Source organism: Acidovorax sp. NB1, from assembly GCF_005405905.1.
Classification (GTDB): domain Bacteria; phylum Pseudomonadota; class Gammaproteobacteria; order Burkholderiales; family Burkholderiaceae_C; genus Acidovorax.
Genome location: NZ_BJHU01000026.1, coordinates 40,628 through 51,494, shown reverse-complemented (window position 1 = coordinate 51,494; position 10,867 = coordinate 40,628). Strand labels below are relative to the sequence as shown.

The following is a 10,867-nucleotide window of genomic DNA, read 5'->3' as shown; positions in this document are numbered from 1 at the left end:
CCCAAGCACACCCCCTCCCCCTGGCGGAGGGCTTGTGTGCCTGCCCCTTCACACCACCGGGCACCCGTTGCCCGTCTGACGCAGAGGTCCCATGACATGAATGAAATCCTGAGCTTTTGGGCGCAGTGGCTGCGCCCCTCGGCCGGGCTGCCCACGGTGCAATGGTCGCTGCTGCTGGCCGTGGCCGCCATGGCGGGCTATCTCACCCAGCGCCACACCGGCCTGCCCAAGGTGGTGGGCTACTCGCTGGTGGGCACGTTGGCGGGCCTGGCCGGCTTCAGTGGCGCCGTGTGGCCGCTGCAAGGCATCGGCCTGTTCCTGCTGGAGCTGGGCGTGGCCATCGTGCTGTTTGAATGCGGCGGACGCATTCCGCTGCGCTGGTTCCGCCACAACCCCATGGTGCTGGTGCAGAGCATTGCCGAGTCGGTGCTGACCTACTTTGCCGTGTACTGGGTACTGGTGTGGCTGCAGCTGCCCACGCAGGTGGCCGGGCCGCTGGCGCTGGTGGCGCTGGCCGCATCGCCCGCTGTGCTCACCCGCGTGGTGGCCGACACCCGTGCGGCCGGGCCTGTGACCGAGCGCGCGATTGTGCTCACCACGCTCTCTACGCTGTATGCCCTGACGCTGGGCAGCGCCAAGGCCGAACTCATCAACCGCCAGAGCCTCACGGTGCTCGAAACCGTCTCGCCCGTGGTGGTGGTGCTGGGCGTGTCGATTGTGGTGGCAGCCGTGCTGGCCCTGGTGCTGCGCATGGCGCTGCGCGTCATGAGCCCCACGAGCGAAAACACCTCCATGCTGTTCCTCGCCCTGGTGGCGGCGGGCACGGCCGTGGCCGCGCACATGGGCGGCTCGGCACCGCTGGCGGCATTGCTGGGGGGCATGCTGCTCAAGCAGCTCAACCCCCGCCCCTGGGCCTGGCCGCGCCAGCTGGGCAATGCCTCGTCACTGCTCACCATGCTGATGTTTGTGCTGGTCTCCACCGTGGCCGCACAGGCCGACTGGAGCGCCCCCGTGGCTGGCGTGGTGCTGGCCCTGATTGCCGTGCGCCTGCTGGCCAAGGCCCTGGGCGTGGCCTTGGGCAACGTGGGCAGCGGCGCGAGCTGGAAGCAGGCGCTGTGGGTGGGCTGCGCAATGACCCCCATGTCGTCCATCGCCCTGCTCATCGCCTCGCAGTTCGTGCTGGCGTCGCCCTCCACCGGACACGTCATTGCGGGCGTCGCCTTGCCCGCTATCTTGCTGATGGAAGTGTTTGGTGCCGTCATTGCCACCGTGGCCATTTACCGTGCGGGCGAAAGCTCCAAACCCTGGGCGCCGCTGACCCGTGCCAACCATGGAGACAACCACCGTGAGTCTTGAAGCCTTCAACCATTCCGAACCGCTGACGCTGGGCGTGGAGCTGGAGCTGCAGCTCGTCAACACCAACGACTACGACCTCGCGCCCTACGCCGAGGACATGCTGCGCCTCATGAAGAAGACCCCGCTGCCCGGCAGCGTGGTGCCCGAGATGACGAACAGCATGATCGAGATCTCCACCGGCATCTGCCACTCGGCCAGCGAGGTGCTGGGCCAGCTCACGCCGATCCGCGATGCGCTGGTCAAGAGCGCCGACAAGCTCAACATTGCCGTGGTGGGCGGCGGCACGCACCCCTTCCAGCAATGGCACGAGCGCCGCATCTACGACAAGCCACGTTTTCGCGAGCTGTCGGAGCTGTATGGCTACCTCTCCAAGCAGTTCACCATCTTCGGCCAGCATGTGCACATCGGCTGCCCCGATGCCAATGCCGCACTGCTGATGCTGCACCGCATGAGCCGCTACATCCCGCATTTCATTGCACTGTCGGCCTCCAGCCCTTATGTGCAGGGGCAGGACACGGCGTTTGATTCAGCGCGGCTGAACTCGGTGTTTGCGTTCCCGCTGTCAGGCCGTGCACCCATGGCGCTGACCTGGGACGACTTCACGCACTACTTCGACAAGATGACACGCACGGGCGTGGTCAAAAGCATGAAGGACTTCTACTGGGACATCCGCCCCAAGCCCGAGTTCGGCACCATCGAGATCCGCGTGTTCGACACGCCGCTGACCATCGAACGCGCTGCTGCCCTCGCAGGCTACGTGCAGTCGCTGGGCGCCTGGTTCCTGGCCGACCAGCCCTTCATGCCCGAAGAGGACGACTATCTCGTCTACACCTACAACCGCTTCCAGGCCTGCCGTTTTGGCATGGACGCGGTGTATGTGGACCCGGCCACGGGCGACCACATGCCGCTGCGCGAGCACATCCTGCGCACCATGGACAAGATCGCAGGCCACGCGGCCGTGCAGGGCGCGTCGAGCGCGATGCACATGCTGCGCACCGAGGTCGAGGCGGGGCAGAACGATGCCCGCTGGCTGCGCCAGCGCCAGAGCGAAGAGCAGCTGCTGGCCGAGGTGAGCCGCCAGGCGGCGCAGCGCTTTCGCGGCGCAGCGGTCTGATCCGCGCCCCCGGCGCTGGTCGCCTCGCGCGAGCTCGCCATCTCACGCAGCCAGCGCCAACCTGCGCGCTTGCTGCGTAAGCCCGCCATAGCCCCAGTCGCTGGCAGGCAGCTCCCGCACCACCACGTAGCTGGCCGCAGCCAGCGCGCCACCACCCGCCAGCTGGCGCTGTAACTCGGCAAACGCGGCGGCGATGAAAGCGGCCTTCTCTTCCTCGGTGTTCGTGCCTTGGGTGATGCTGATCTCCAGCAAAGCCGTGGGCTGCGCCACGGGCGCACCGCCAATGTGCCAGCGCGCGGCGGGCAGGTCGTCGATGACCACGGCCGTCACCTCGCGGCGTTTGCCCAATAGCTGGACCGTGAGGTCAGTCAGCGCACTGGCCAGCGCCTGGTAACGCTCGGGGTTGTGCAACGGGGTCAGTTTCAGGACAAGGGTGGGCATGGTGTCACGGCCTTCAGGGTGGATGGGGTGGTGGACGGATTTGCGGGTGCAGACCGGGTCCGCAGCGCATGAAGAACCCGTCGGGTCAGGCGCAGGAGCCCCCGCACCACCCAGGCATGGGCATCGCGGATCGCCTCCTGGCGCAATTGCAGGGCGTGGCGCTTGGCGGCATCGCGCATGCGCTGATAGTCGTCGGGGTGCAGGTGGGGTTGCATGGCATTCCTTTCGGGGTGGAGCCACTGTAGGCAGCGTGGCGCACAGCGGAAACGGCCCGTGGGGCAATACCGTTTTGCGCGGCATGCGAAGCCCCGCCGTTACCATTGCCCGATGCGCGACATCCGCTTTGAAGACATGCACCTGTTTGCCCGCGTGGCCGACCTGGGCTCGCTGTCGGCCGTGGCGCGCGAGCGCGATGCACCGGTGAGCCAGGTCTCGCGCACGCTGGCGCGCATCGAACAATCCTGCGGCGCGCGACTGGTCCACCGCAGCACGCACGGCCTCACGCTCACGGCCGAGGGGCAGACCTTTCTGGACTACTGTCGCCGCATCACCGGCACGCTCGACGAGCTGGAAGGCGAGTTCGCCCAACAAAGCGGCCAGCCCAGCGGCTGGGTGCGCGTAGCCTCCAGCTCGGTGGTGGCCGAGCACCTGCTCATCCCCAGCTTCGAGAGCCTGCAGCAGCAACACCCGCAGCTGCGCGTGGAGCTGGTGGTGGACGACCGCATGGCCGACATGGCGCGTGACGGCATCGACATCGCCATCCGCACCGGCCCGCCGCTGACCGACACCGTGGTGGCGCGCCCGCTGGGCATGCTGGCCCGTGCGCTGTACGCCACCCCGGGCTATCTGCAAGCCCGGGGTGTGCCGCAGCAGCCGGGCGACCTGCGCCAGCACCGGCTTATCACCAACAGCGCGGTGGCTTTTCTGAACCACTGGCCCTTTCTGGTCGATGGCGCGCCCCAGGTGCTGGTGGCCGAAGGCCATTGGCGCTCGGGCAGCACGGCCATCACCGCGCGCCTGGCGCTGCAGGGCCTGGGCATCGCGCGCCTGGCCACGGTGGTGGCCGATCCCCTCGTGCGCCAGGGCCTGCTGGCGCCCGTGCTGGCCGAGTGCGTGGACCTGCAGCCCACGCCCATCCACGCCATCACCCTCACGCGCAGGCACCGGCTGCCCAAGATCCAGGCCTGCATCGACCACTGGGTGCAGTGGTTTTCTCCGCAAGTCAACGGTGCTGGATACCCATGACCCTTTTTGACCTTTTCTGGATTGCCGAGCATTGCCATGGGTGAGTTCGACCTGATTGCCCGCTACTTCACCCGTCCCGTGCGCAAGGCGGCCCTGGGTGTGGGCGACGACTGCGCGCTGATCGCGCCCGCGCCCGGCATGCAACTGGCCGTCTCCAGCGACATGCTGGTGGAGGGCCGCCACTTTTTTGCCGACGTGGACCCCGAAGCCCTGGGCCACAAGGCGCTGGCCGTGAACCTGTCGGACCTGGCGGCCTGCGGCGCCAAGCCGCTCGCTTTCACCCTGGCCCTGTCGCTGCCCCGGGTGGATGAAGCGTGGCTCGCAGGCTTCTCGCGCGGGCTGCTGGCGCTGGCCGATGCCCATGGCTGCGAACTGGTGGGCGGCGATACCACGCAGGGCCCGCTCAATATCTGCATCACCGTGTTTGGCGAGGTGCCCACCGGCCAGACCCTGCTGCGCAGCGGCGCACGGCCCGGTGACGACATCTATGTAAGCGGCACGCTGGGCGACGCCCGGCTGGCGCTGGAGGCGCTGCTCGGCCATATCGCCCTACCCGCCGAGGTGCTGGCCCGCGCGCGAGAGCGGCTGGAGCGCCCTACGCCGCGTGTGGCCCTGGGCCTGCAGTTGCGCGGCGTGGCCAGCAGCGCCATGGACCTCTCCGACGGCCTGCTGGGCGACCTGTCGCACATCCTGAAGGCCTCGGGCGTGGGCGCGCGCATCGATACCCACATTACTTCCAATTTGATAGTTGAAAAGGCATGTCCATCGCGCGGAAACGGCCATTTTGACCTTGAATTTTTCCGCCAATGCACCCTGGCGGGCGGTGATGACTACGAACTGGCCTTCACCGCCCCGCCCGCACGGCGCGATGCCGTAGCCGCCGCCTCGCAAGCCAGCGGCACGCCCGTCACGCGCATCGGCACGGTGCTGGCCGAGCCCGGCCTGCAGCTGGTGGACGCACAGGGACAGGCGGTGGAAAACCACTATGCCTCGTTCGACCATTTCCGGTGAGGGATGGTGGCCAGCAAAAATTTTTTGCAAACCATGAATCCTTTTGCGCAACCGGCTGCTCTTGGTGGGGAAGGCGCCCTGTGCTGGCGCCTTCGTCACCCCACCAAGGAGCTAATCACCATGCTGTACCGCAAGAACATCACCCGCCCCGAAAGCCTGCTGCGCGTTGTGGGGGGCGTGGCCCTCATCGCCGCCGGATTGTGGTGGCTGGCCGCATCGCCGCTGGGCCTGGCGCTGGCCGCCTCGGGCGTGGGCAGCATCCTGAGCGGCGCGTTCGGCTACTGCCCCGCCTGTGCCATGGTGGGCCGCAAGCCTGTCGAGTGACCTCCCATGGCCACCACCCACCCAGCCCCCACCGTGGCCCAGCTGCTGCCCGCCGCACGCAGCGGTGACGCAGCGGCCATGGAGCAGCTGCTGCGCCTCACCCGCCCCGACATCCGCCGCTATGCGCTGCGCCACTGCGCGGCCACCACCGCGACGGACGACGTGGTGCAGGAGGCCCTCATCATCGTCTACCGCCGCGTGGGCGCACTGCGCGAGGTGGCGGCATTCGGCGGCTGGGTGGTGCGCATCGTGCAGCGGCTGTGCATGCGCCCCATGCTGGCCTGGCTCAAGGGCGAGCCGCTGGCGCAGGTGGAGGACAACCTCGCCTGGTCGCACCGCCCCGACCACGAGCTGCGCCACGACCTGGCCCTGGCCATCGACTCGCTGCCGCACATCTACCGCGAGGCGCTGCTGCTGCGTGACTTCGAGGAGCTGACCATCGAAGAGATGAGCGAACGACTGGGCGTGACGCGCGAGGCCGCCAAGAGCCGCCTGCACCGTGCGCGGGCGCTGGTGCGGGAGTACCTGGTGCCCACGGACCGCGCGGGCGCCACATAGCGCTGCGGCGCAGAGAACCTACCTCAGCGCATCTGAAACAGCTCCTGATGGAAGCGCGCAGATGGGCGCCCCAGGTGCTCCATGCCCTGGCGCACGGCTTCGGCAAACCCCTGCGGCCCGCAGAACCACACACTCGCCGCCGGGCTGGTGCCCGCCAGCAATGCAGCCGGTGTCACGGGTCCTGCGTCGTCGCTGTAGTGAATCTCCAGCGTCACGCTGGGCAGGTGGGCGCACAGCGCCGCCATGCGCTCGGCAAACACCGCCTCACCCACATGGCGCACGCAGTAGTGCAGGTGCACCCGGGGCGCCAGCGCGGGCGTGGATTGCAGCGACTCCAACCAGGCCATGAACGGCGTGGCGCCAATGCCCGCAGCCACCCACACCTGCTCGGGCGCGCTGTCGCTGCGAAAGTCAAAACAGCCATACGGCCCCTCGATGTCCACCCGCTGGCCCGGCTGCACTTGCAAAGGCAATTGCCCCGTGTGATCGCCCAGCGCCTTGATCGCAAAACGCAGCGTGCCGTCGCCCTGGTCGGCGTTGAGCAGGGTGAAAGGGTGCGCGCCTTCGGCCTTGCCAAACGTGACAAACGCAAACTGCCCTGCCGTGTGCCGCCAGGCGCTGGCGGGGCGGACCAGGCAAGTCACCTCCAGCACGCGGGCCCCTTGCGGCGACACGCTCACCACGCGGGCCACATGGCGGCGGCTGCGCCCGATGGCCCCGGCCAGCGAGCGCACGGCGCACAACACCCCCACCAGCGTGCACAGGCCCACCAGCACGCCCGCAGGCTGCGCCCACCAGGCGGGCGGCGTCAGCACCACGGCATGAAACGCCAGCACCAGGTACACCCCCGCCAGCAGCTTGTGCAGGTAGCGCCACACGTGGTACGGGAAGCGCTGCCACAGCGTGATGACCAGCATCGCCGCGAGGAACCACACCGCCCACTCGCCCATCTCCTCAGCCAGGTGTCGAAAGGTGTTGAGCCACCAGTCCGCGCGCGGCGTGCGCACCGGGCGCCCAACCCAGGCGACCAGCAGGCTGCGCGATAGTTGCAGCCCATAGTGCAGCAGCGCCAGCACGATGGCCCCGATGCCCGCCCACTTGTGCAGGCGGTAGCTCTTGTCCAGGCCGTCCAAGGGCTTTTCCAGCCACGCGGGACGCACTGCCAGCACCATGATCAGCGACATCAGCGCCCAGGCCGCCACGCCAGTCAGCAGCATTAGCTGGTTGCGCCACCACCAGACATCGCCCCACGCGGGCGGCGATGGCTGGGGCCCCCACAGTGCCATCAGCCACGCCCCAACTGCCAGCGCCAGGGAGCCCCCCAAAACCTTCTTCCACATCGCCAGTCCACCATTTGTTGCAATGCAGCAACTGTAGAAACCTGCGATGAACGCCACCTGAACGGTGTGTGAAGCGGCGGCAAAGCGCCGCCCCCTGTGGCCGAAAGTTGATCTGCATCAGCCCTCGGCGCAGAGGGCGGCCAGGCTCGAACTCAGGTCCGCACAAAGCGCGCCAGCGGCCTGCGTGGCGTGGCGGGTACCAGGTCGGCCGCATAGCCCATGCGGCAGAACATCTGCACCGTGGCATCGTGCGGCGTGCGCGGTGCGGGCTGGCCCAGCACCTGCTGGTGCACACGCTCGTAGTGCGGCGCCATCTCGGCAAACTCCTGCAGGGCCTGGCTCATGGGATGCATGCCCACGCCCAGCGCGGTGGCCTGCAGCTGCAGCCGCACATAGGCGCGCCCGGCCTGGACCTGGTCGCTGCGCGTGTTGGGGCCGGTGATCCACACAAACCCCATGGCCGTGCGGCTGTGGCCCTCAAAGCGCCCCATGGCGCTTTTGTAGGCAGCGCTGCCTTCAGCCGGGGGCTGGGTCCGGTCGAACAGGCCCAGCGCGGCCACGGCGCGCACAAAGGGCGAGTTGATGGAGATGCCGTCGCGGTGCTGCAGGATTTCGGACGGGCCCACGCGGGTGAGGTGGATGCTTTCCATCATGGTGCGCGGCGTGAGCAGCTCGACCTGGGCGGACTCCCAGCACAGCGTGCGCAATGCGGGCAACTGGTCGGCCGCCACGGTGCCGCCCACGCGCAATGCGGCCTGCCCGGAGGCTGGGGCGCTGGCCAGCAGGCGCACCAGCAGTTCGGGCGCTATGGGGCGGGTGGTGTCGAAGTCGGTCTTGGGCGTGCGGCGCAACAGCACCTGGGCAAACAGCGGGTCGGGCTGGCCGCCGGGCTGTAGCGTGATGCGCGCCACCGGGCGGTCGTCCCAGTCTTTCAGCGCCAGGGGCAGCTCGCCCTGCGGCCACAGCTGCACCTCGCTGGCCACACCCTGCTGGGCCAGCGCCATCACCAGCAGCTCCAGAAATGCGCCGTGGCCAATCAGGATTTGGCGGCCCAGCGGGTCGGTGTGGGGCAGCACGCGCTCGCGGTCGGTGCGCAAGGTGATCACGCCCTGCTCGCGCAGGTCCACCAGCCAGGGCTGCAGGTTGTGCGGGTTGGGCGCGGTGATGGCGTAAGCCACGGCGCGGCGGCGCAGGTCGGTCTCGCCCACCGGGCCGTTCCAAGCCTCCACCGCCTCGGCGGGATAGTGCGATCCTGCCGTGCCGCAAGCGGTGATCGAGCCTGCCGTGGCAGCGGCAATGGTGCCGCCACCGGCAAGGCGAATGAAGTTGCGACGGTTCATGAGAGTGCTCCAGTGATTCAACGGTTGTCTTGTCAGGCCAGCGCGGCACGGGGCGTGCGAATGGCCACCAGCCCCAGGTCTGCCAGCGCCTGGCGCACGGCCTGGTCAAACGGGGTCTTGGGTTCGTCGCCGATCAGGGCGCGCAGGCGGGTGTTGTCCAGCCGGTGCGGTGTGGTCCACAGGTAGCGCATGGCCGCCAGCGCCGCAAACGTGGGCGCCACCAGGCCCGCCACGCGCAGCAAGGGCCAAGGCAACTGCCCCACCCGCAGCGCGCCCGTTGCGGGCAGCCAGCCCTGTTCTGCCGCGATGGCCGTGAAGCTGTGCAGCCACTGCTGCGCAGTGACGTGGTGGCCCGCGAAGTGCAGGCACTCAAAGGCGGCCAGCCGGTGCCGCTCCTGCGCCACGCGCACCAGCGTGCGGGCCAGATCGGGCAGGTAGGCCCAGGGCGTGGCCACGTCCAGCGGGCCGGGCCAGGTGATGCGGCCCCGGGGCAGGTCCTTGGCGATGGCCTGGTCGATCCAGCTGCCGGTGCCGCTGCCAAAGAAGTCCCCGGCGCGCAGCACCACGGCGCGCATCTCGCCCCCTTGCGTGGCGGCCTGCAAGCGCTGCTCCAGTTGCACCCGCATGCGGCCCTTGAAGCCCGTGGCAGCCTGGGGCGTGTCCTCGCGCAGCACGGGCGGCATGGCTTCGCCAAAGTTGTAGACGTTGCCCGGCAGCATCAGCGTGGCGCGCAGCTGGCGGGTGACAGCAATGGCCGCTTCCATCAACGCGGGGGCTTCTTCGCGCCAGGCCTTGTGGGTGTAGGCGGGGTTGAGCGCATGCACCACCACCTGCGCGCCCTGCGCCTGGGCGGCCAGTGCTGCGGTGTCATCCACCGCCACGGGCATCCACCACACCCCGGCAATGGCAGGCAGGGTGGCGCGCTGCGCGCCGGGCCGCACCTGGGCCAGCACCTGCCAGCCCGCCTGTGCAAACGCACGGGTGGCGGCCAGGCCCAGGCGGCCCCGGGCGCCGAGGATCAGCACGGTGGACGGGTGGTCCGTGGAGGGTCGGGAAAGAGAATCGGGGGTCATGCCAGGGCTCCATTCACAAGGGATGGAGCGATTGTGGAAACGCAGACACCGTTACACAATTGGCTAAGCATTCATACCAGCAATGCAAATATGAATACCACCAACCACCCCGCTGCTGCCCGATTGCGGGCACGCTATTGCAATGAACCAGACCTTTGACTGGAGCCTCGTGCAGTCCTTCCTGGCCGCGCTCGACCAGGGCAGCCTGCTGGGCGCCGCACGCGCACTCAACGCCAGCCAGCCCACCATCGGCCGCCACATTGCCGAGCTGGAATCGCAGCTGGGCGTGGTGCTGTTCGAGCGCACCGGGCGTGGCCTGCTGCCCACGGCCACGGCGCTGCGGCTGGCCGAATCAGCCCGCGCCATGGAGATGGGCGCCCACCAGCTGGCACGCAGCGTGTCGGGCGCCGAGGAGGGGGTGAGCGGCACCGTGCGCATCACCGCCAGCCAGCCCGTGGCCTGCGTGCTACTGCCGCCCGTGCTGGCGCGCATGCGCCAGGCGCTGCCCGAGGTGCAGGTGGAGCTGGTGGCCAGCAACCAGGTCACCAACCTGCTGCGCCGCGAGGCCGACATTGCGCTGCGCATGGTGCGCCCCGACCAGGCCAGCCTGGTGGCCAAGCGCATCGGCGCGGTGACGCTGGGCGCCTATGCCCACCGCGACTACCTGCGCCGCAAGGGCACGCCCCGGCAGCCGCCCGACCTGCTGCAGCACGAGCTGGTGGGCAACGACCGGCACGAGGACATCCAGCAAGGTTTTGCCGCCATGGGCTACCCCGTGGAGCGCCAGCACTTTGCGTTCCGCACCGACGACCTCATGGCCTACTGGGAGGCTGTGCGCGCAGGGCTGGGCATTGGCTTTGTGGGCAACTACATGGCCCGCACCGACCCGAACGTGGTGGCCGTGCTGCCTATGCTGCCCCTGCCCGATCTGCCCATCTGGCTCACGGTGCACCGCGAGATACGCACCAGCCGCAAGATCCGGGCGGTGTATGACTTTTTGGCGGCAGAGGTGCCTCTGGTGCTGTGAACCACCGGCTGCACGCTGCGTGGCTGCTAGCATCCCAG

Annotated in this window: 12 protein-coding genes; 7 read left to right on the top strand and 5 right to left on the bottom strand. The window is 68.8% G+C overall.

Annotated features, from left to right (window positions below; all coding sequences use genetic code 11):
* Nucleotides 1-96: 96 nt before the first annotated feature.
* Together AvAM_RS13235 and AvAM_RS13230 are read left to right on the top strand one after the other, a co-directional pair.
* Nucleotides 97-1,356: a cation:proton antiporter gene (locus tag AvAM_RS13235; protein ID WP_137747507.1), complete on the top strand. Its 1,260-nt coding sequence runs from the start codon at nt 97-99 to the stop codon at nt 1,354-1,356.
* Nucleotides 1,346-2,470 carry a YbdK family carboxylate-amine ligase gene (locus AvAM_RS13230; RefSeq protein WP_137747690.1) on the top strand — a complete coding sequence of 375 codons (1,125 nt, stop codon included), beginning with the start codon at nt 1,346-1,348 and terminating at the stop codon, nt 2,468-2,470. Before AvAM_RS13235 ends, AvAM_RS13230 begins: the two co-directional genes overlap by 11 nt.
* Before the next feature lie 42 nt (nt 2,471-2,512).
* On the opposite strand, the gene AvAM_RS25670 is transcribed toward AvAM_RS13230, so the two are convergent.
* Nucleotides 2,513-2,911: a tautomerase family protein gene (locus AvAM_RS25670; protein WP_171012223.1), complete on the bottom strand. Its 399-nt coding sequence runs from the start codon at nt 2,909-2,911 to the stop codon at nt 2,513-2,515.
* A complete protein-coding gene (locus tag AvAM_RS25665) occupies nt 2,893-3,126 on the bottom strand; it encodes a hypothetical protein (RefSeq protein ID WP_171012222.1) in 234 nt (77 codons plus the stop codon). The genes AvAM_RS25670 and AvAM_RS25665 overlap by 19 nt, the downstream gene beginning before the upstream one ends.
* Nucleotides 3,127-3,238: 112 nt before the next feature.
* Between AvAM_RS25665 and AvAM_RS13220 the strand changes: the two genes are divergently transcribed.
* The 4 genes from AvAM_RS13220 to AvAM_RS13205 all read left to right on the top strand — a co-directional run bounded on the left by AvAM_RS13220 (nt 3,239) and on the right by AvAM_RS13205 (nt 6,049).
* Nucleotides 3,239-4,156 carry a LysR family transcriptional regulator gene (locus AvAM_RS13220; protein ID WP_137747505.1) on the top strand — a complete coding sequence of 306 codons (918 nt, stop codon included), beginning with the start codon at nt 3,239-3,241 and terminating at the stop codon, nt 4,154-4,156.
* Nucleotides 4,157-4,192: 36 nt separating this feature from the next.
* The gene (gene thiL, locus AvAM_RS13215; protein WP_137747504.1) at nt 4,193-5,167 is read left to right on the top strand and encodes a thiamine-phosphate kinase; all 975 of its coding nucleotides are present in this window, start codon (nt 4,193-4,195) and stop codon (nt 5,165-5,167) included.
* Nucleotides 5,168-5,287: 120 nt separating this feature from the next.
* Nucleotides 5,288-5,491 carry a DUF2892 domain-containing protein gene (locus tag AvAM_RS13210; protein ID WP_010466405.1) on the top strand — a complete coding sequence of 68 codons (204 nt, stop codon included), beginning with the start codon at nt 5,288-5,290 and terminating at the stop codon, nt 5,489-5,491.
* Nucleotides 5,492-5,497: 6 nt separating this feature from the next.
* On the top strand, nt 5,498-6,049 hold the full coding sequence (locus AvAM_RS13205; protein WP_137747503.1) for an RNA polymerase sigma factor: 552 nt from the start codon (nt 5,498-5,500) through the stop codon (nt 6,047-6,049).
* A gap of 23 nt (nt 6,050-6,072) precedes the next feature.
* On the opposite strand, the gene AvAM_RS13200 is transcribed toward AvAM_RS13205, so the two are convergent.
* The 3 genes from AvAM_RS13200 to AvAM_RS13190 all read right to left on the bottom strand — a co-directional run bounded on the left by AvAM_RS13200 (nt 6,073) and on the right by AvAM_RS13190 (nt 9,802).
* Complete coding sequence (locus AvAM_RS13200) at nt 6,073-7,389, bottom strand: ferric reductase-like transmembrane domain-containing protein (protein ID WP_171012221.1); 1,317 nt, start codon at nt 7,387-7,389, stop codon at nt 6,073-6,075.
* 152 nt (nt 7,390-7,541) lie between these two features.
* Complete coding sequence (locus AvAM_RS13195; protein WP_137747502.1) at nt 7,542-8,729, bottom strand: Acg family FMN-binding oxidoreductase; 1,188 nt, start codon at nt 8,727-8,729, stop codon at nt 7,542-7,544.
* Between the two features lie 32 nt (nt 8,730-8,761).
* A complete protein-coding gene (locus tag AvAM_RS13190; RefSeq protein ID WP_137747501.1) occupies nt 8,762-9,802 on the bottom strand; it encodes an NAD-dependent epimerase/dehydratase family protein in 1,041 nt (346 codons plus the stop codon).
* Between the two features lie 142 nt (nt 9,803-9,944).
* Between AvAM_RS13190 and AvAM_RS13185 the strand changes: the two genes are divergently transcribed.
* Nucleotides 9,945-10,829: a LysR family transcriptional regulator gene (locus AvAM_RS13185; RefSeq protein ID WP_137747500.1), complete on the top strand. Its 885-nt coding sequence runs from the start codon at nt 9,945-9,947 to the stop codon at nt 10,827-10,829.
* The last annotated feature ends 38 nt before the right edge of the window (nt 10,830-10,867 follow it).

What these genes read in the sequence shown, in the direction of transcription:
- AvAM_RS13220 (WP_137747505.1), top strand. Translation starts at nt 3,239, where the DNA reads ATGCGCGACATCCGCTTTGAAGACATGCACCTGTTTGCCCGCGTGGCC.
- AvAM_RS25670 (WP_171012223.1), bottom strand. Translation starts at nt 2,911, where the DNA reads ATGCCCACCCTTGTCCTGAAACTGACCCCGTTGCACAACCCCGAGCGT.
- AvAM_RS25665 (WP_171012222.1), bottom strand. Translation starts at nt 3,126, where the DNA reads ATGCAACCCCACCTGCACCCCGACGACTATCAGCGCATGCGCGATGCC.
- AvAM_RS13190 (WP_137747501.1), bottom strand. Translation starts at nt 9,802, where the DNA reads ATGACCCCCGATTCTCTTTCCCGACCCTCCACGGACCACCCGTCCACC.
- thiL (WP_137747504.1), top strand. Translation starts at nt 4,193, where the DNA reads ATGGGTGAGTTCGACCTGATTGCCCGCTACTTCACCCGTCCCGTGCGC.
- AvAM_RS13235 (WP_137747507.1), top strand. Translation starts at nt 97, where the DNA reads ATGAATGAAATCCTGAGCTTTTGGGCGCAGTGGCTGCGCCCCTCGGCC.
- AvAM_RS13210 (WP_010466405.1), top strand. Translation starts at nt 5,288, where the DNA reads ATGCTGTACCGCAAGAACATCACCCGCCCCGAAAGCCTGCTGCGCGTT.
- AvAM_RS13185 (WP_137747500.1), top strand. Translation starts at nt 9,945, where the DNA reads ATGAACCAGACCTTTGACTGGAGCCTCGTGCAGTCCTTCCTGGCCGCG.
- AvAM_RS13195 (WP_137747502.1), bottom strand. Translation starts at nt 8,729, where the DNA reads ATGAACCGTCGCAACTTCATTCGCCTTGCCGGTGGCGGCACCATTGCC.
- AvAM_RS13200 (WP_171012221.1), bottom strand. Translation starts at nt 7,389, where the DNA reads ATGTGGAAGAAGGTTTTGGGGGGCTCCCTGGCGCTGGCAGTTGGGGCG.
- AvAM_RS13205 (WP_137747503.1), top strand. Translation starts at nt 5,498, where the DNA reads ATGGCCACCACCCACCCAGCCCCCACCGTGGCCCAGCTGCTGCCCGCC.